At 64.8% G+C, this 17,312-nt stretch carries 19 protein-coding genes; 9 read left to right on the forward strand and 10 right to left on the reverse strand.

The window, feature by feature from the left end; genetic code table 11:
- Positions 1 to 119: 119 nt before the first annotated feature.
- The 4 genes from LRX75_RS14825 to LRX75_RS14840 form a co-directional block, all read right to left on the reverse strand.
- Positions 120 to 875 carry a hypothetical protein gene (locus tag LRX75_RS14825; protein WP_231815544.1) on the reverse strand — a complete coding sequence of 252 codons (756 nt, stop codon included), beginning with the start codon at positions 873 to 875 and terminating at the stop codon, positions 120 to 122.
- A 287-nt stretch (positions 876 to 1,162) separates the two neighbouring features.
- Positions 1,163 to 1,774: a transglutaminase-like cysteine peptidase gene (locus LRX75_RS14830; RefSeq protein WP_231815545.1), complete on the reverse strand. Its 612-nt coding sequence runs from the start codon at positions 1,772 to 1,774 to the stop codon at positions 1,163 to 1,165.
- Between the two features lie 533 nt (positions 1,775 to 2,307).
- Positions 2,308 to 2,916: a PilZ domain-containing protein gene (locus LRX75_RS14835; protein WP_231815546.1), complete on the reverse strand. Its 609-nt coding sequence runs from the start codon at positions 2,914 to 2,916 to the stop codon at positions 2,308 to 2,310.
- A 71-nt stretch (positions 2,917 to 2,987) separates the two neighbouring features.
- Positions 2,988 to 3,629, reverse strand: a complete 642-nt coding sequence (locus LRX75_RS14840) for a PAS domain-containing protein (protein WP_231815547.1) — start codon at positions 3,627 to 3,629, stop codon at positions 2,988 to 2,990.
- A gap of 279 nt (positions 3,630 to 3,908) precedes the next feature.
- On the opposite strand from LRX75_RS14840, the gene LRX75_RS14845 reads away from it, so the two are divergent.
- Together LRX75_RS14845 and LRX75_RS14850 are read left to right on the forward strand one after the other, a co-directional pair.
- A complete protein-coding gene (locus LRX75_RS14845) occupies positions 3,909 to 4,775 on the forward strand; it encodes a rhomboid family intramembrane serine protease (protein ID WP_231815548.1) in 867 nt (288 codons plus the stop codon).
- Between the two features lie 109 nt (positions 4,776 to 4,884).
- Positions 4,885 to 5,313 (forward strand): CBS domain-containing protein, encoded by a 429-nt coding sequence (locus LRX75_RS14850; RefSeq protein ID WP_231815549.1) that lies wholly within the window; start codon positions 4,885 to 4,887, stop codon positions 5,311 to 5,313.
- A gap of 29 nt (positions 5,314 to 5,342) precedes the next feature.
- Here the strand turns inward: LRX75_RS14850 and LRX75_RS14855 are convergent, their stop codons facing one another.
- The 3 genes from LRX75_RS14855 to folE form a co-directional block, all read right to left on the reverse strand.
- Positions 5,343 to 6,329, reverse strand: coding sequence for a patatin-like phospholipase family protein (locus tag LRX75_RS14855; RefSeq protein WP_231815550.1), 987 nt, complete (start codon positions 6,327 to 6,329; stop codon positions 5,343 to 5,345).
- A 129-nt stretch (positions 6,330 to 6,458) separates the two neighbouring features.
- Positions 6,459 to 6,911: a phosphoribosyl-AMP cyclohydrolase gene (gene hisI, locus LRX75_RS14860; protein ID WP_231815551.1), complete on the reverse strand. Its 453-nt coding sequence runs from the start codon at positions 6,909 to 6,911 to the stop codon at positions 6,459 to 6,461.
- Positions 6,912 to 7,085: 174 nt separating this feature from the next.
- Complete coding sequence (folE, locus tag LRX75_RS14865; protein ID WP_113151933.1) at positions 7,086 to 7,703, reverse strand: GTP cyclohydrolase I FolE; 618 nt, start codon at positions 7,701 to 7,703, stop codon at positions 7,086 to 7,088.
- Positions 7,704 to 8,077: 374 nt separating this feature from the next.
- Between folE and LRX75_RS14870 the strand changes: the two genes are divergently transcribed.
- The 3 genes from LRX75_RS14870 (at position 8,078) to thrS (ending at position 11,049) form a co-directional block, all read left to right on the forward strand.
- Entirely contained in the window at positions 8,078 to 8,542 is a 465-nt protein-coding gene (locus tag LRX75_RS14870; protein WP_231815687.1) for an iron-sulfur cluster assembly scaffold protein, read from the forward strand.
- Between the two features lie 2 nt (positions 8,543 to 8,544).
- Positions 8,545 to 8,898: a membrane protein insertion efficiency factor YidD gene (gene yidD / locus LRX75_RS14875; RefSeq protein ID WP_231815552.1), complete on the forward strand. Its 354-nt coding sequence runs from the start codon at positions 8,545 to 8,547 to the stop codon at positions 8,896 to 8,898.
- 159 nt (positions 8,899 to 9,057) lie between these two features.
- The gene (gene thrS / locus LRX75_RS14880) at positions 9,058 to 11,049 is read left to right on the forward strand and encodes a threonine--tRNA ligase (RefSeq protein ID WP_231815553.1); all 1,992 of its coding nucleotides are present in this window, start codon (positions 9,058 to 9,060) and stop codon (positions 11,047 to 11,049) included.
- Between the two features lie 93 nt (positions 11,050 to 11,142).
- On the opposite strand, the gene LRX75_RS14885 is transcribed toward thrS, so the two are convergent.
- On the reverse strand, positions 11,143 to 12,117 hold the full coding sequence (locus LRX75_RS14885; protein WP_231815688.1) for a hypothetical protein: 975 nt from the start codon (positions 12,115 to 12,117) through the stop codon (positions 11,143 to 11,145).
- A gap of 364 nt (positions 12,118 to 12,481) precedes the next feature.
- On the opposite strand from LRX75_RS14885, the gene LRX75_RS14890 reads away from it, so the two are divergent.
- Both LRX75_RS14890 and LRX75_RS14895 read left to right on the forward strand, forming a co-directional pair.
- Positions 12,482 to 13,066, forward strand: coding sequence for a nitroreductase family protein (locus LRX75_RS14890; RefSeq protein WP_231815554.1), 585 nt, complete (start codon positions 12,482 to 12,484; stop codon positions 13,064 to 13,066).
- 10 nt (positions 13,067 to 13,076) lie between these two features.
- Positions 13,077 to 13,679: a flavin reductase family protein gene (locus LRX75_RS14895; RefSeq protein ID WP_231815555.1), complete on the forward strand. Its 603-nt coding sequence runs from the start codon at positions 13,077 to 13,079 to the stop codon at positions 13,677 to 13,679.
- A gap of 28 nt (positions 13,680 to 13,707) precedes the next feature.
- Here the strand turns inward: LRX75_RS14895 and LRX75_RS14900 are convergent, their stop codons facing one another.
- Positions 13,708 to 14,370: a hypothetical protein gene (locus tag LRX75_RS14900; protein WP_231815556.1), complete on the reverse strand. Its 663-nt coding sequence runs from the start codon at positions 14,368 to 14,370 to the stop codon at positions 13,708 to 13,710.
- Between the two features lie 75 nt (positions 14,371 to 14,445).
- Here LRX75_RS14900 and LRX75_RS14905 point away from each other — a divergent pair, with 75 nt between their 5' ends.
- Together LRX75_RS14905 and LRX75_RS14910 are read left to right on the forward strand one after the other, a co-directional pair.
- Positions 14,446 to 15,573, forward strand: a complete 1,128-nt coding sequence (locus LRX75_RS14905; protein ID WP_231815557.1) for a DUF2336 domain-containing protein — start codon at positions 14,446 to 14,448, stop codon at positions 15,571 to 15,573.
- 146 nt (positions 15,574 to 15,719) lie between these two features.
- On the forward strand, positions 15,720 to 16,742 hold the full coding sequence (locus LRX75_RS14910; RefSeq protein WP_231815558.1) for an NAD-dependent epimerase/dehydratase family protein: 1,023 nt from the start codon (positions 15,720 to 15,722) through the stop codon (positions 16,740 to 16,742).
- 12 nt (positions 16,743 to 16,754) lie between these two features.
- Here the strand turns inward: LRX75_RS14910 and LRX75_RS14915 are convergent, their stop codons facing one another.
- Entirely contained in the window at positions 16,755 to 17,219 is a 465-nt protein-coding gene (locus LRX75_RS14915) for a hypothetical protein (protein ID WP_231815559.1), read from the reverse strand.
- Between the last annotated feature and the right edge of the window lie 93 nt (positions 17,220 to 17,312).

A 17,312-nucleotide genomic window follows, 5' to 3' on the forward strand; every position in this document is an offset into this window, starting at 1 on the left:
ATCGCCCCCCTTCGGACGACCGTTCCCCAGACTTTATCCTCACAGCGTTACCAATCGGTTTATGATGAAGGATTGGTTTCGAAATCGGGACAGGGGCCGCGGGGCGGCGCCGATCCTCGTCAGCGAACCAGCTTCGCCTCCACGAAGCGAAGAACAGCCTCGTCGATGGCGCGCCATTGTGGCAGCAATTGGCTGGAGAACCGGTAAAGCACGACGAGGTCCTGTCCCGCGTGAACGTCGCGCTGGCAGTCCGCACTGGTCGCAAGCTCCGGCCGCTCCGGCAAAAGACAGCGGATGCCGTAATCCGCGGCGGCCTGGGCGGTGCCGGCGGGTCCGGTGAAGAAGATCTCGGCACCATAGCCGGAGCCGGCTTTCATGCGGTGTGCCGTCAGGCCCGCGGGCCCCGCTGAGGGGTTTCCCTCGAACAGATGGCTGTAGATCGGCGCGATCCTGCCGGACATGTCGCGCGACATGGTGCTCTGGGAGATCTGCAGGAAGATGAGGCCGTCCGTCCGCGTGACATCGTTGAAGCGGCTTCGCGTTTCGTCGCTATAGCCATGCATTTCCGGCCACGTCGCATAGAGATCGACACGTTCGGCGGCACCCGTCTGGCGCTGCTCGGCAAAGCGGATGTGGTTGGAGGGCAGGCGCAGGTGATCGGTGCCGATCACGATATTGTTGTCGTCGGTGCTGGTGGTGTTGCCGCCGAGCGCGAGCGTCGTGCCGATGCGTTCGCCGCCGACACAGATCGCTACCGTCAGGCTGGCGAGCAGGCCGAGCATCAGGCCGGCGCGCAGCAGAAGGCGCGAGCCCGGATGCCCGAGGCTCGGGCCGGATCCATCGGATGTCGCAGCGAACTCTGATGAAGTGGTCATCCGGTCGTCCCAGCATCCCTCCCGGCGCGGCGCGCGCCCGTGTCGTGCCGACACGGGATCGACCGCCACAGGATCGACGGGCACGGATGAACGAACCGCAAATCGATACCCGGTCAGGCTGGGGCAAGAAGGTTAATTTTTCGTCAATCGCCTGTGCCGCGGCCGGGCATGAAAAAGGCCGGCTCCGGGGACAGCGGAGCCGGCCCTGAGGGCCGCTGGTGACGGGGATCACCGTGCAGGCCCAAACGCAGGGTCGACGTTCAGGCGTCGTCGCAGGTTGGCTGCCGCTACTGGGTCCGAACGCTGCCGACCGCCACGGCGCGACCGTCCTGAAGCTTGACCCACCGGCCGGCATGGTCCACCGACTGGCGCTTGAGGTAGGTGTACTCGGTGTCCGACCAGATCAGCACCTTGCTGCGCATGTTGTCGAGAATGAAGTCGCCACGGTCCGTGCGCACGGTCAGCACGGCATGGCCGTCGCCATTCGGCTGGAGGACGACGGTGATCAGGAGGTTGCCCGGCGCGATGCCGGCCTGCATCAGGTCGCGACGCTTCAGGAGAACGTAATCCTCGCAGTCGCCGACGGTGTCCGGGTAGGCCCAGTGCTCTTCGACACCGTAGATTTCCTTATCCGTCATCGGCGTGATCTTCTCGTTCACGTCGTAGTTGACCTCCAGAATGGTCTTCCAGGTCTCGCGCGTCAGTGTCAGCGGCTCGGCCTTGGTCGGGTTGGCACGGCATTCGTCCGGAGCCGTGCGGCAGAATTCATAATGTCCGACCGGAGGATTGGTCGGCCCCTCGGTTTCCATGTTGGCTGGGAATGCGAATGCGGAGGTCGCCAGGGCAAGAGTGCCGAGTGCGCCGAAGATGCCTGCTTTGAAGCTTTTTGCTTTTGTCATTGTCCGTGTCCCCGTTACAGGCACAGAATGACACCGACACTTTGACCTCCGCCGAAAATTCGAAGTAAAACAAAGTACAAATACGGATAAACTCAATATAAAATACGCAGAAAATTGCCGCTGTATTTGACGCGTGTTTGATGAAATGTCGTCGAAAATTTGACCGATCTCGGTAAGAAGATGCCTGCGGAAAATCTATAAGTGGATGATCGGATTGAGAAAAATGGTAAATCGTGAGAGAGGTAGGGCGGTTCGGTATCGCGAGACGATGTAGCGAAAGCGAGTGCTTTCCGACAAAGGTGCTCGTCCAGTAACGGGAGACGGGACGCTCTTTTGTTCATGATCTGGTTAGGATAATCTGCAAAGGCATTTTTCGCCTCGCAAGGGGAGATCATCCGCGCCGGCTTGGCAAGGCCCGCATCACGTGTCGGGTCACGCCGTTCGACAGCCCGCGCGAGCTTGCAGCGCGCGCGGGTCGACCGCGTGTGCGACGACGACGGACGACGCCCTTGGGATGTCGATGAAAAAGCGGATCAGAGAAATTCGCGCAGCGTATCGCGGGATTGGACGCCCAGGAACTCGATGGCGACGCCTTCCTGGAAGTGACGCACGATGCGTCCGCGCATGTTGCCGAGCAGCATGGGCGTGCCGAGGTCGAATCGGAATTCCGTATCCACCGCGGCGCCGGAGAGCGAAAGGTCGATGATGCGGCAGGCGTAGCGCGAGCCGTCTTCGAGCGTGATTTCCGTGTGGGTCTTGCGCGGTGCCAGACGGTCGTGGCGTCGGTCTTCCGGCAGGCCGAGTTCATGCTTGTTGGCGATCCAGGTCAGCTGGGCCGCAAGCTTGTCGCGCTTGCGCTCGGTCGCGTTGATGCGGACCGTGAAGGAGCCGTCGGCCAGCCGCGAGACCAGGCCCTCGATGCGCCCGACATGATCGACATAGGCGATCACGCGCTCGCCGATCCGCGGGCGGGCGGTGGTGGCGAGGAAGACGTCGCCGGGCGACATTTCCGTTGCGATGCAATCATACTCGTCGTGACTGGCCAGCATCAGGCGGCCGCTGAGGTTCACGGTGACGCGCTGGAACGAGCCTTCATCATGCGGCTTGGATGCCGCGGAGTGGGATTGGTTGAAATTGAACATCGCGACGCGCCCATGGACCTTGCGTCATCACGAATACTAGACCCGGGTTAATAGAGTCTTCGAATACAACCTTATCGGCCCTTGCCGCCATCCATGACCGAGAGGTGCATGACCCGTGCGATCACCTGCCGGAGGGCCGAATCGCGTGTCTGCGAGGCAAAGCTCCGCACCACCGCGGCACGGGCCGCGACCTCGGTCACCGGCGCATCCCGATCCGGATAGGCGACGTGATCGAGCGAGAGGAAGGGCAGGGGATGCGCACCGATCCAGACCGGTCGCGAGAGGGGGGTCAGCGAGCCGAAGATGCGGTCGTTGCGGCCGTCGCGCGAGCGAAGCGGCAGAAGGACCAGTTCCATGGCCAGCTGTTCGCCGTGCGACGTGGTGCCGGACGCGGCAATGACGGCGGGCTCCCCGGCAAGCATGACCCGACGCGTGACGGTGGACAGGTCCTCCATGTCGGAGGCGGACCAGAGACTGTCGAGCCGGGCGCCGCGCAGTTCGCGGACAAACAGCGAGCAGAGGCGCGTGCCCGCGAGGCGAAAGCGGGGCGATGCCACGCGGCCATGGGTGGCATCGGCGTCCTCGAGGATGAAGACATCCGGCAGGGCATGGCGAATCGCACCGGGATCGAGCTGATCGCGGCTGGGAACGCGACCGTTGCTGCGAAGGCTCTGCCAGTACCGGAAAATGTCGGCGGATGTGCGCGTCTTCATGTCGATCGTCCCGCTTTGGTGCACAAGCGTCCCGCATCGGAGCGATGGAGGACCACTTGGCGCTGTGCAGAGAGAGCCTCGCAAATCCCGTGCCACGGAGGCTGTTAAGGATAATGGATCGTTTCGATCGAAGGCTTCGAAAAAGCCGGAGACGGCGCCATCGCCGGACGAAGCGTCCCTTTGCGGACACAGCCGGCCGCACGCGCGCCGAGTCCTTGCCAGCTGCAACCGGGCAGGAGATAAACGCCGCTCGCATCCGACGATCGAAAGCCCATGCCCATGACCGACCCAGACAAGGTGCCACAGCCCGGCACGCCGCGACATTCCGACGTTCCCACCCCTGACGGTCGCGCAACCGATCAAGGAGAGACGGCCGATCCCGCGGTGCAGCCGGACCGTCCGGATGAATCCGGCTATGATTCGACGGCAGCCAAAGGCGAGCCCGCTGCGCGCGAGCCGGCCTTCAACCTGCCATCGAGCCTCGTCTGGATCCTCACGGTTCTCGTCATCATCCACGCCGTGCGCATGTATCTGCTCTCCGTCGAGATCGATGACGAGCTGATCTTCAACTTCGCCTTCCTGCCCGCCCGCTACGACCACCCGCTGGCGGATCAGGGCCTCGCATGGCTCTGGACGCCCGTCACCTATTCCGTCCTGCACGGGTCGTGGGAGCACCTCATCTTCAACGCCTTCTGGATGCTGGCCTTCGGCGCACCGGTCGTTCGCCGCATCGGCGCCGGCAGGTTGGCCATCTTCTGGTGTCTGTCCGCCATCGCGGCCGTCGGGCTGCACCTTGCGCTTCACTGGGGCGACATGACGGTCGTCATCGGTGCGTCCGGCGTCGTTGCCGGCCTGATGGGGGCGGCTGCGCGCTTCGTCTTCTCGCCCAGCGGCCGCATCAGCCGCCAGTTTGCTCATCGCAACCCGCGGCTCAGCATCGGTGAGGCGCTGTCCAACCGATCCGTCCTCTTCTTTGCCGGCGTCTGGTTTGCCACCAACCTTCTGATCGGGCTCGGCCTGTTCACGGTGGATGGCGGGGCCGGCATTGCCTGGGAAGCCCATATCGGCGGCTTTCTCTTCGGCTTCCTGTTCTTCGGCCTGATCGATCCGTCGACCGGATCCGACGCGCGCATGCAGGAGGACTGACAGTCCGATCTGGAGATTTCGACCTCCCGCATTTCCGTTTTCGCGGCAAATGCGGTATTCTCCGCCTGCGTCAAACTGTCTCAGGCGCGTCGGAAACGGGAGGTTTCGAATGACGGTGAAGAGGATACTGGACGAGAAGGGCCGCAAGGTCGTGACCATCGCACCGGAGATGGCGGTGCGCGAAGCAGCCGCACTTCTTGCGGAACACCGGATCGGGGCCATCGTCGTGCTCGACGCGCGGCAGGCGATCGCCGGCCTGCTCGCAGAGCGCGACGTGGTGGCGGCCATCGCGCGATACGGCGCGGAATGCCTCGACCGGACGGTGGCGGAGGTCATGTGCCGGGATGTGCATACCTGCACGGAGGAGATGGAGATCGAGGCCGTCATGGAGATCATGAACAGTCGCCGCGCCCGCCACCTGCCCGTCGCCCGCAATGGCCGCCTCGTCGGCATCGTCTCGATCGGCGACGCGGTGCGCAGCCATATCCGCGCGATCGAGCATGAGACCCGCGAGATCAAGGCCTACATTGCTGGCTGAAGCCATGCGTGGGAGGCCGTCGCGCGCGATCAGCGCAGCACGGTCTCCTGCAGGCGCTTGAGCTCCGTCAGCCGGTTCCTGGTCTCGACATAGCCGCGGTCGATCGCTTCGCCGGCGCGGTGGAATTCCGACAGGCCGATATCGCTGAGCTTCGGATGCAGCGACAGGTCCGGCGGATCGCCGGCGAGCTTTGCCCGCGAGATGCGGTCCTGAATGACGTTGAAGGCCTGGACCATGACGCTGGTCATGCCGAGGCGCGCGACGGGCGTGGCGGTCTGCTGGGGCTCGGGATGGGCGGCAGGATTGCCGGCCCGCAGCTTGATGACGGCCGAGCGGCCGTAGAGATCGTACTGCAGATTGACGGCCACCACGAGCGGCTGTTCATAGGCCCGGCAGACCGACACCGGAACCGGATTGACCAGCGCCCCATCGACCAGCATGCGGCCATTGCAGCGAATGGGTTCGAAGATGCCGGGCAGGGCATAGGAGGCCCGCAACGCCGTGATCAGCGATCCCTCCGCCAGCCAGACCTCGTGGCCGGACTTGATGTCGGTGGCGATGGCCACGAACGGGCGACCGAGATTTTCGATCAGCACGTCGTCGAGATGTTCCTGCATGCGCTTGGTCAGCCGCAGCCCCCCGAACAGCCCGCCGCCGCCGATGGCCAGATCCAGGAGGCCGGCAATGCGGCGCATGGTCAGCGACCGGGCGAAGGCCTCCAGTTCGTCGAGCTTGCCGGCGAGATAGCAGCCGCCGACAAGCGCGCCGATGGAGGTGCCCGCGATCATGCCGACGGGAATGCCTTCCTCGTCCAGCGCACGCAGCACGCCGATATGCGCCCAACCGCGGGCAGCGCCGCCGCCCAGCGCAAGCGCGATCCGTGTTTTTTCCGGAGCGACGGTCAAAGCCTTGCCGGTTCCTTCCTGCTGGTGGCGGACAGGCGTGCTGCCCAAGCCGTCATGCGGTGCAGAATGTTCCGCACCCGTTCCATGTCGTGAGAATGTCCAGTTCAGCATGGGGCACCTGTCCACCAATACGGCCGAGCCTTGACGGAAGACCTGGGCCTTTCATGCCGACATTAGAGCGCCAACAGCGTTGAAACTTCGTTTAACACGGCAGCGCCTGTCTCAAATAAAAGCAGATGCTCATTTTTTATCGTAAACCGCGTCGGGATCGAAATGCCGCATATCGTCGCGGATCGTGAGCGTGACCGCGCCATCCGCAATGTCCACGGAGCGGTAGAAGCACGAGCGCCGGCCGGTGTGGCATGTCGCATCGTGGCCCGCGACCGTGACCCTCAGCCAGACGGCATCCTGATCGCAGTCCGTCCGCAGCTCGACCACCATCTGGAGATTGCCCGATGTTTCGCCCTTCTTCCAGAGCGCCTTGCGGGAGCGGCTGTAGTAATGCGCGACGCCGGTCTCGACGGTGAGCGCCAGGGCTTCGGCATTCATATGCGCCACCATCAGCAGCATCCCGTCCTGCGCATCCGTCACGACGGCCGTGACCAGCCCATGCGAATCGAACCGGGGCGTGAAGGCAAACCCTTCTTCGACCTTTGCGTGATCGGACGACGGCTGGGCAAAAACGAGAGGCATCGGGGGAACTCCGGCTGGATCGAGCGGTCGCGTCAAAGAGGAGACGCGTCACGGGTGGAATTTACAGCCTGCCAACGCGCGCGACAATGCCGCTGTCCGGGGACGGGATCAAACGACGAGAAGGCCGGCACGCAACGCGTCGCCGGCCTTCTCGTCGGTCCGTATCAGAAAAAATCAGCGAAACCCGCGCACCATCGACATGAAGCGGGCCTGCTCGGCTGCGTCCGTCTTGAACGCCCCGGTAAAGGTCGTGGTGAGCGTGGTCGAACCCTGCTTCAGCACGCCGCGCATCGCCATGCACATATGCTCGGCCTCGATCATCACGGCGACGCCCCGCGGGCGAAGCGTTTCGGCGATCGCGCCGGCGATCTGCGCCGTCATGGTTTCCTGCGTCTGCAGCCGGCGTCCGAAAATATCGACGACGCGGGCGATCTTGGAGAGTCCGAGAACGCGGCCTTCCGGCAGGTAGGCGACATGCGCATGGCCGACGACCGGCAGCATGTGATGTTCGCAATGGGAGTGAAAGGGAATGTCCTTCACCAGCACGATGTCGTCAAAGCCGGCGACCTCCTCGAAGGTGCGGCCCAGCACGTCCTCTGCCGCCAGATCATAGCCGGAGAACAGTTCCTTGTAGGCTTTCACCACGCGCGTCGGCGTGTCGATCAGGCCTTCGCGCTGCGGATCATCGCCGGCCCAACGCAGGAGAACGCGAACGGCGTCCTCGGCTTCCTTCTGCGACGGCCGACCGTCGACGTCCGTTTGCGACGGAAAATTCTTCACGATGGCATCCATGATGGCCTCTGCTGCGTGGCGCGTAGCTTGACGTTGATCGTTACGGACAACTCGCCACTCACCGGTTGCCTGGACGTGTCGTCAGGCTTCGGCTGCCATTGGCGGGCTCCGGGGCTTTGCGGAAAGAGAGGTCAAGGCTCTCTCCCGTTCGGCACGGTTCCCCAAACAACAGGCGACAGCAGCGTCTGTGCCCTGTCGCCTTTTCCGTGGCTACCATATAATATATGGCAAGGTGTGTAAAAGAGCCGGACGCGACGCCCTGGTTCTTTTTTCCGCTCTGGTGGAGAAAATCCTCCGCCTGCTTCTTATATCCACGCGAAATCATATCGATTGCCCGTTCCACCTGTGGACGGACATGCCAGCGGGATGGCCGTATCATGGATGACATCTACAACAGCCGCATTCTCGAATTTGCCGGAAACATTCCGCGCAGCGGACGCCTCGATCCGGCGGATGCCGAGGCCTCCGCGCATTCCAAGCTTTGCGGATCCAAGGTCAAGGTAACCATCCGCATGGCCGATGGTCACATCACGGATTTTGCCCACGACGTCAAAGCCTGTGCGCTCGGGCAGGCGTCCTCCTCGATCATGGCGCGCAACATCGTCGGCGCGAGCGTGGAGGAGGTGCGGACGGCGCGCGAGGCGATGCTGGCCATGCTGAAGGCCGACGGCGAGGGGCCGGACGGCCGGTTTGCCGACATGCGCATCCTGCGCCCGGTCAAGGACTACAAGGCCCGCCACGCCTCGACCATGCTCACCTTCGACGCCGTTGTGGATGCGATCGGACAGGTCGAGGCCGCCCGCTCGGAATCGCCGGCGCTTCAGAAGGCGAATGTCTGACGATGTGCGACGGCAAGGCCGAATGCCGCCACGAGGCCGGAAAGCCGAGCCCCTATCGCGGCCGCAACTGGCGGGGACCGTTCCGACGAACGCCGGGGCGCCTTGCCGGCATGGCGCTGATCCGCCTTTACCAGCTGACGCTGTCGAGCTTCATCGGTCATGGCTGCCGCCACATCCCGACCTGCTCGGAATATGGCTATGAGGCGATCGCCCGCCACGGCCTCTGGCCCGGCGGCTGGATGACGCTCTACCGGATCGCCCGTTGCGGCCCCGGCGGCAAGGGCGGGCTCGATCCGGTGCCGCCGCATCTGGCCGGCAGGCTTCGCTGGCTGGCGCCCTGGCGTCGCCCTTCCTGACGTTTGCGGCCATTCCGACCTCTTTCCACATCCGGCAAATGCCTTTATACCGCGCGCGTTCATATAGAAGACCGGGTGCATCCGCGTGCCGCCGAACCCGGTCTCATTCATCGCATTCCCCACCCGCATTCGTTGGCGGGACTGGATAGGAGAAACAGCATGTCAGTTGCCGTTACATTTCCCGATGGCTCCATCCGCGAATTCGCGCCCGGCACGACCGGCCGGGAGGTCGCCGAGTCGATTTCCAAGTCGCTGGCCAAGAAGGCCGTCGCCATCGCGCTCGACGGCGCACTGCGCGACCTGTCCGATCCGGTCGAGAACGGCCGCCTCGAGATCGTCACCCGCGACGACCCGCGCGCGCTGGAGCTGATCCGTCACGATGCCGCCCACGTTATGGCCGAAGCCGTGCAGGAGCTTTGGCCCGGCACGCAGGTGACGATCGGACCGGTCATCGAGAACGGCTTCTATTACGACTTCGCGAAGGCCGAGCCTTTCACGCCCGACGATCTGCCGAAGATCGAAAAGCGTATGAAGGAGATCATCCAGCGCAACCGGCCCTTCACCAAGGAAGTCTGGCCGCGCGACAAGGCCCGTCAGGTCTTCGCCGACAAGGGCGAAGCCTACAAGGTCGAGCTGGTCGATGCGATCGCCGAGGGGCAGGACCTCAAGATCTACTATCAGGGCGACTGGTTCGACCTCTGCCGCGGGCCGCATATGGCGTCCACGGGCCAGATCGGCACGGCCTTCAAGCTGATGAAGGTGGCCGGCGCCTACTGGCGCGGCGACAGCAACAATCCGATGCTGACCCGCATCTACGGTACGGCCTGGCACACACAGGAAGACCTCGACCACTATCTGAACGTTCTCGCCGAAGCCGAGAAGCGCGACCACCGCAAGCTCGGCCGCGAAATGGACCTGTTCCATTTCCAGGAAGAGGGACCGGGCGTCGTCTTCTGGCATGGCAAGGGCTGGCGCATCTTCCAGACCCTCGTCGCCTATATGCGCCGTCGTCTCGCCGGCACCTACCAGGAGGTCAACGCCCCGCAGGTGCTGGACAAGTCGCTGTGGGAAACCTCGGGCCACTGGGGCTGGTATCGCGACAACATGTTCAAGGTGACGGTCGCCGGCGACGATACGGATGACGATCGCGTCTTCGCGCTGAAGCCGATGAACTGCCCGGGCCACGTGCAGATCTTCAAGCATGGCCTGAAGTCCTACCGCGAACTGCCGATCCGCCTCGCCGAATTCGGCAACGTCCACCGCTACGAGCCGTCCGGCGCGCTGCACGGGCTGATGCGCGTGCGCGGCTTCACGCAGGACGACGCCCATGTCTTCTGCACCGACGAGCAGATGGCCGCCGAATGCCTGCGCATCAACGACCTGATCCTCTCGGTGTACGAGGATTTCGGCTTCGACGAGGTCGTGGTCAAGCTTTCCACGCGCCCGGAAAAGCGCGTCGGTTCCGACGAACTCTGGGATCGCGCCGAAAGCGTGATGATGGATGTGCTGAAGACCATCGAGGCGCAGTCGGAAGGCCGCATCAAGACCGGCATCCTGCCGGGCGAGGGCGCGTTCTACGGCCCGAAGTTCGAATACACGCTGAAGGACGCCATCGGCCGCGAATGGCAGTGCGGCACGACGCAGGTCGATTTCAACCTGCCGGAACGCTTCGGCGCCTTCTACATCGACAGCAACTCGGAGAAGACGAAACCCGTCATGATCCACCGCGCCATCTGTGGCTCGATGGAGCGGTTCCTCGGCATTCTCATCGAGAACTTCGCCGGCCATATGCCGCTGTGGGTTTCGCCGCTGCAGATCGTCGTTGCCACCATCACGTCGGAGGCCGATGCCTATGGCGAGGAAGTGGCCGAGCTCCTGCGCGAGGCGGGCCTCACGGTGGAGACCGACTTCCGCAACGAGAAGATCAACTACAAGGTCCGCGAACACTCGGTGACCAAGGTGCCGGTCATTATCGTCTGCGGCAAGCGCGAAGCTGAAGAGCGCACGGTGAACATCCGCCGCCTCGGCAGCCAGGCCCAGACGCCGATGACGCTCGATGAGGCGATCGCAAGCCTCGTGGACGAAGCGACGCCGCCGGACCTTCGCCGCAAGGCGGAGGCCAGGAAGGCCCGCGCCGCCGCCGCGGTCTGAGCGTCTCGACGGACACTGAACGGAAAGCCGGGCCTCAAGGTCCGGCTTTTCTCATTCGGCGAAGGGGAAATGTCCGGTTCGCCCGCGCTCGGCTCAATCCTGAGCGTTGGCGGGCGCGGCAGCGGCGGACTCGGCGCCCGGTTGCGCCGCCGTGTTCGACAGCAGCACCTCGACATCGGCATTCACGCCTGCCGTCACGGTGAAATCGCGCTGGTAGATCTTCTCGTTGTTGCGCGCCACGGCGCTGTAGTCGCCTTCGGCGAGGACGAGCGTGGGGAAGGCCCCCACGCTTTCGCTGACCACGTCGCCGGATGCCGTGAGAATCGACCAGGCGGTGTCGGCGATGGCCTCGCCGCCCGGCTCGGCCACCAGTTTCAAGGTCAGTTTTGCCGCCCGGTGCTGGATCGTCGCTTCGGTGAGCTTGCCGGCTTCGACCTGGATATCGGCCCGGATGACCGCATTGACGGACCCGTAGTTCGACACGACGTGGTAGGTGCCGGTGTTCAGGCGCACGACGGTGTTGGGTTTCACGTCCGCAACCACAAGCGCCCGCTCGCCGTCTTCCTTCACGTCGGAGGAGAAGATCGAGAAGGACAGCTCGCCCTGGGGGATTCGCACGTCGGCGCCGGAGACGGCGTTGAGCGTGACGCCGCCCGCGTCGAGCACCAGCACCTGGCGCTCGAAGGTTCCGGTGTCCGCGACGCGGATCTTGCGCGTGGCGCCCGCACGTCCGAAGGCGACGTTGACGAAATACTCGCCCGGCACCAGCTGGAACGCGGCCGAGCCGCCCTGCGACGTCGCCACCAGCGGCAGCTTGCCGTCGGAGCCGGGGATCGGGCTGAACACGCGCCACGTCAAGCCCTGCTCCACGGCGCCGCCCTTGTCCTTCAAAAGCGCCTCCAGCCGCACGTCGTGGGTGGTCGGTCCATGCGCGGCCTCGCTCGGAATGACCGGGCTGAAACTGTTCAGCTTGGGCATCTTCGGCGGCGCAGAGATCGACGGAAAGCTCTTGAATGGATCGTCCTGCGCCGCCTGCGCCCATGCCTTGCCGCCCGGGCCGCCCGCCATGCCGAAGACGATCAGGGCAGCAAGCGTTACGCCCGGACGCGGATGCAGGGGCAGACGGATAAGAAGAGCCGGGTGACGCATGATACGGTTGACTTCCTGACGAGGTGGCTCCACTTGAGACGCCGGTATGGCGAATTCGTGGCTACCGGCAATGGACCTCTCCTGCGGCAACCTACTGCATAATGTGCAGGACCGGTACAGGGTTGCGCAAGGTTAAAGCATTTCCGTTGTGCATATCGGTCTGCGGCGCCACGCCCCGGCATTCGTGCCGAGCCATTCCGGCCGGCGGACGACGTCGGCAGACGACGATATTCCGGCACGCGACGGCATCCGTCGCAGGGCCGCTTCCGTGAAAGTGACCGATATGACGACGGCTCCCGGCCTCAAGGACTACCTCGCAACGCGCCGCTCCATCCCCGCCTTCCAGATGTGCGAACCCGGCCCCGGGCAGGCGGAGATCGAGGAGATGCTGACGCTCGCCTCGCGCGTTCCCGACCATGGCAAGCTCGCGCCCTGGCGCTTCATCGTCTATCGCGGCAACGAGCGCGCCCGCATCAGCGCGGAACTCGCGCGGCTTGCGCTGGAAGCCAAGCCCGATCTCTCCGAGGAGATGATCAAGGTCGAGAACACGCGGCTGACCCGCGCGCCGGTCGTCATCGCCGTCGTCAGCACGGCCGCGCCGCATGCCAAGGTGCCGGAATGGGAACAGATCATGTCGGCCGGTGCCGTCTGCCTCAACCTGCTGATGGCCGCCAATGCGCTCGGCTTCTGCTCGAACTGGCTGAGCGAGTGGTTCGCGTTCGATCAGCGCGCCTTTCCTGTTCTCGGCATTCGGGACAATGAGAAGGTCGCGGGCTTCATCCATATCGGCTCGCCGCAGGTGCCGCCGACGGAGCGTCCGCGTCCGGCGCTTTCCGACATCGTCACCTGGGTCGGCCGCCACGCATAAGGGACTTCCGATGTTCTACAGCACCGACACCAACGCCCACGGCCTGCCGCACGACCCGTTCAAGGCCATCGTCTCGCCGCGGCCGATCGGCTGGATCGGCACGCGGGCGAAGGATGGCAGCCTCAATCTCGCGCCCTACTCCTTCTTCAACGCCATCTGCGATGTGCCGAAGATGGTGATGTTCTCCTCTTCGGGATGGAAGGACACGGTCCGCAACATCGAGGACACCGGCGTCTTCACCGCCAGCTTCGTCAGCCGCGATCTCGTCGATCCCATGAACCGCTCCTCGGCCCCCTTGCCGCACGGGGAGAGCGAATTCGCCGCCGCCGGCTTGACGCCGGTCGATGGAAACCTCGCCGAGGCACCGTTCGTCGGGGAGGCCTATGCCGCGCTCGAGTGCCGGATGACGGAGATGTTCCGGCCGAAGACGCTCTCCGGCGAGCCGGCCGAAAACCATGTGGTCATCGGGCAGGTGGTCGGCATCCATATCCGCGACGACGCCCTGCGAGACGGGCGTTTCGATATGGCGAAGGTGCGCCCCGTCGGCCGGCTCGGCTATATGGATTATGCCGACGCCGGCGATGTGTTCGAGCTCATTCGACCGACGCGCTGACCGGCACTGTCGGTCTGCTCCGTGGATGTCAGTCTAAACCGCTGACATCCCGAAGCGCGATCCATTGCGCGGACGTCTGCACCAGCACGTTCCGAAACCCGTTTTCGCGCGCGGCTTGGCGCAGGCGCTTCAGCACATCCTCATTTGTTTCGCGCGACGGCAGGGACCAGAAGCAGGGCACGCCGGCGTCCGCAGCCTGGAGCACAATGGCGCCACGCGCCATGATGATGGCTGGAGAGATGGACCGTGCGGCCTCCGCCGGCAGTCCGAGCGCCGCGGCCAGCGCGTCCTCGTCCAGCACCAGCGCGATCAGCCGCTCCGACGCGCCGGACAGGCGTTCGCCGCCGAGGAAGCTGACCGGGGAACCACCGAGAGCGGCGATGATCGCGAAGCTGCCTTCCGCACGTTCCCCTTCCGCCTCGATCACGCCCAGCGCGACGGCGGCTGCCTGCAGATCGGCGCGCCCCCGACAGTCTTGCAGCAGGACGCCGTGCGGGCGGACGGCCTCGAACACGGCGACGGCATCGTCACGTTCGAGCGCATCGAGGCTGATCTCGAGGAGCAGACGCTGCGGCCGCGATGTCGGGACAGGGTCGCCCGGACGGATCACGACGGCGAAGGCTGCTGGCGGCGGCGTATCGCCCGGGGCCAGTCGCACGATCGGACCGGTTTCGCTGGCGTTAATCGACATGGTGAACCAATCTTAAACGTTTCGTCTCTAACGTGACGACATCAGCATCTGTCCGGTTTGCGTAGTGGGGCGTCGGTGATCATACAAGCATTTCTTCGCTGGGTCGAAACCGCCAAGGCAACGGACCGCGCCCGCGCAGCCAGCGCCCTGGCGCGCGCCTATTGTGCGAAGGATGGCGACCGGATCGACCGGCATGCCGCCGACATGGCGATGACCTTTCTCCTGGACGATCCCTCGCCGAAGGTGCGTCTGGCGCTTGCCGAAGCGCTGGCCTCGACCCCGCAGGCCCCGCGTCCGATCATCCTGTCGCTGGCCGAAGACCAGCCGGAGATCGCCTTTGCCGTCGCCACCCGCTCCCCGGTTCTCTCCGACGACGACCTGGTCGATCTCGCCGCGCGCGGCACGCCCGAACTGCGCGCCTTCATTGCCTCCCGCCGAACGGTGTCCCGCACGGTTGCGGCCGCCATCAGCGAAATCGGCGGCGTGCCGGAGGTCGTGATCCTCCTCGAAAATGCCTCGGCCGATCTCTCGCGCCGAACGCTGAAACGGCTTGCGGATCGTCATGGCGACGTCTGCGTCGTGCGCAACATGCTTCTGGAGCGCGAGGATCTGCCGGCGGATGCCCGGCAGGTTCTGGTCGAGCATGTCGGCACAGCGCTCAACGGCACCGCCTTCCTGCAAGCCGTGATCGGCACCGAACGCCTGCAACGCGTGGCCCGTCAGGCCTGCGAAACCGCCGTCGTCGATATGGCCGGCGAGGTCGCGGACGTGGACATCAAGGCGCTGATCGGCGAGCTGCGCACCACCGGACGCCTGACGCCTGCACTGCTGGTCAACGCGCTCTGCCACGGCCGCATCGACTTCTTCGCCGCAGCCATCGTGGAACTCACCCATGTCGGAGAAAAGCGGGTGCGCTCCATTCTTTCGGATGGTCGCACGCAAGCGCTTCAGGCCCTGTTCGAATCGGGTGGCCTCGGCCGCGAGATCGGCGCGCTTTTTGCGGAAGCCATCCTGATCTGGCGGCGGGAGCGGCGGCAGGGCAGCCATCTTCCGGCCGCGTCCATCGCCGCCGTCCTCGTCCACCGCCTCCGCCAGACGGCGGACAGCTCCGGCCTGTCGGAATGTGTGGAAAAGCTCGCCATCGCCGAGCAGCGGCGCTTCGCCCGAGACTACGCCCAACTGGCGGCGCGACAGGCGGCCTGACCCACGCAAACGACATCCCATGGCCTTCGCCATGCTCTCCGCCGACGGGCTTTTGTCCGGCAAAGAATTCCGATTGCCGGCAGGATACTGTAAGGCAGGGATCACGCCGGAAACGGCGGAGATCATGGCATGCCAAGGAGAAGCTTATGTCCGAAACGAATCGGCGCGTCGTCGTCACCGGTGCGGGTGGGTTTCTCGGTCGCCACCTGACGCTCTCCCTCCTGCAACAGGACTTTTCTGTCCGTGGGACATTTCGTTCGGCCGTTCGCGGCAAGCAGGCGAAAATGGCTCTCGAGGAGCGGCAGGGGCAGCCCGCCGGAAAGCTTACCATCGCCCTTGCGGATCTCGAATCGGATGAGGGCTGGCCGGAGGCCCTGAAGGGCGCCGATGCCCTGTTCCACACGGCCTCGCCCTTTCCGGCCAAGACACCGGACGATCCGCAGGACGTCATCCGCCCGGCCGTCGAAGGCACGCGGCGCGTGCTGCGCGCAGCAGCCGACGCCGGCATTCGCCGCGTCGTGCTGACCTCGTCGATCGCCGCCGTCATGTATGGCGATGGTGTGCCACCCTATGACGAGCGAAACTGGACGGATGCGGACGGCACGTTCGCCACCACCTACTACGCGTCGAAGACGCTGGCCGAACGTGCCGCCTGGGCCGAGGCGGAAACCCTGGGTCTCGACCTGACGGTCCTCTGCCCGGGCATGATTCTCGGCCCGATGATCGGAAAGACCGCTGCGACCTCGGTCGGCATCGTGCGCAATCTGCTGAACGGCCGCTATCCCGCCATGCCCAAGTTCACCGTGCCCGTCGTCGATGTCCGGGATGTGGCGGCGGCCCATGTTCTGGCGCTGCGAACAGAGGCATCGATCGGCGAGCGGATCATCCTTGCCGGCCAGTCGCTCAGCGTCGTGGAGATCGTCGCCATCCTGCGCGATGCGTTTCCCGAGCGAGCGGGCAAGTTGCCGGGCATGACCGTTCCGAACTGGACGGCCAGAGCCGCGGCCTCCATGCATCCCGGTCTCGCGATGATCGTCAAGGAACTCGGACGCGATAACCGCGTGACCAGCGAGAAGGCACGACGGCTTCTCGGCTGGACGTCCCGCCCGGAACGCGAGGCCGTCGCGGCGACCGCCGAGAGCCTGATCACGGCCGGCCTGATCGTCTGACGGAAGGTCGTATCAGCGGGTGATCCGCGTCGCGACCCAGGAATAGCCGTCACCCAGATAGTGAACGGGAACGGATATCGCGTGGCGGATCTTCTGCGTGTCCGGCAGGACGCCCCGGATCATCGCATATGCACGCTGGGGCAGGGGCTGGCGCTCCGACGTGGCCGCATCGGCCGGAAGAGGCGCGGCGGGCGGTGAGATCTTGGGTGACGTGGGTGTGGAGGCGTGCGGCGGTGCCGTGGGTGTGACGCTGCCGCTCAGCGCCGCCGATGCGATCGGCGCATCCGCCGTCTTCTCGCACATGGCGACGATCACGGGATAGCTGGCCTTCGCGTAAGCGGGAAGCTTTCGCTGGGACTGGTCGTCGCAGGCCGCCACCGTCTCCCACGAGCCCTTGACCGTATCCACATAATGGCACTGGCTGACACTGTCGTCACATCCGAGAATCGTCATCACGACGAGCGCTGCAGTCACCATGATCCGTCCGGTCTCCTGTTTCGATCGTCATGGTAAACAGACCATTGTTCGGAATTATGGCGCGAACATCCGCGGGGCTGTCGATTTCCCCCG

Origin of the sequence: Rhizobium quercicola (assembly GCF_021168455.1) — a bacterium.
GTDB lineage: Bacteria > Pseudomonadota > Alphaproteobacteria > Rhizobiales > Rhizobiaceae > Ferranicluibacter > Ferranicluibacter quercicola.

Excerpts from the sequence above, each read along its gene's own strand:
- LRX75_RS14900 (WP_231815556.1), bottom strand. The coding sequence starts at position 14,370 with ATGTCGATTAACGCCAGCGAAACCGGTCCGATCGTGCGACTGGCCCCG.
- hisI (WP_231815551.1), bottom strand. The coding sequence starts at position 6,911 with ATGCCTCTCGTTTTTGCCCAGCCGTCGTCCGATCACGCAAAGGTCGAA.
- LRX75_RS14825 (WP_231815544.1), bottom strand. The coding sequence starts at position 875 with ATGACCACTTCATCAGAGTTCGCTGCGACATCCGATGGATCCGGCCCG.
- LRX75_RS14895 (WP_231815555.1), top strand. The coding sequence starts at position 13,077 with ATGTTCTACAGCACCGACACCAACGCCCACGGCCTGCCGCACGACCCG.
- yidD (WP_231815552.1), top strand. The coding sequence starts at position 8,545 with ATGTGCGACGGCAAGGCCGAATGCCGCCACGAGGCCGGAAAGCCGAGC.
- LRX75_RS14845 (WP_231815548.1), top strand. The coding sequence starts at position 3,909 with ATGACCGACCCAGACAAGGTGCCACAGCCCGGCACGCCGCGACATTCC.
- LRX75_RS14915 (WP_231815559.1), bottom strand. The coding sequence starts at position 17,219 with ATGGTGACTGCAGCGCTCGTCGTGATGACGATTCTCGGATGTGACGAC.
- LRX75_RS14910 (WP_231815558.1), top strand. The coding sequence starts at position 15,720 with ATGTCCGAAACGAATCGGCGCGTCGTCGTCACCGGTGCGGGTGGGTTT.
- LRX75_RS14890 (WP_231815554.1), top strand. The coding sequence starts at position 12,482 with ATGACGACGGCTCCCGGCCTCAAGGACTACCTCGCAACGCGCCGCTCC.
- LRX75_RS14885 (WP_231815688.1), bottom strand. The coding sequence starts at position 12,117 with ATGGCGGGCGGCCCGGGCGGCAAGGCATGGGCGCAGGCGGCGCAGGAC.
- LRX75_RS14830 (WP_231815545.1), bottom strand. The coding sequence starts at position 1,774 with ATGACAAAAGCAAAAAGCTTCAAAGCAGGCATCTTCGGCGCACTCGGC.
- LRX75_RS14835 (WP_231815546.1), bottom strand. The coding sequence starts at position 2,916 with ATGTTCAATTTCAACCAATCCCACTCCGCGGCATCCAAGCCGCATGAT.
- LRX75_RS14840 (WP_231815547.1), bottom strand. The coding sequence starts at position 3,629 with ATGAAGACGCGCACATCCGCCGACATTTTCCGGTACTGGCAGAGCCTT.
- folE (WP_113151933.1), bottom strand. The coding sequence starts at position 7,703 with ATGGATGCCATCGTGAAGAATTTTCCGTCGCAAACGGACGTCGACGGT.
- LRX75_RS14850 (WP_231815549.1), top strand. The coding sequence starts at position 4,885 with ATGACGGTGAAGAGGATACTGGACGAGAAGGGCCGCAAGGTCGTGACC.
- thrS (WP_231815553.1), top strand. The coding sequence starts at position 9,058 with ATGTCAGTTGCCGTTACATTTCCCGATGGCTCCATCCGCGAATTCGCG.
- LRX75_RS14855 (WP_231815550.1), bottom strand. The coding sequence starts at position 6,329 with ATGCTGAACTGGACATTCTCACGACATGGAACGGGTGCGGAACATTCT.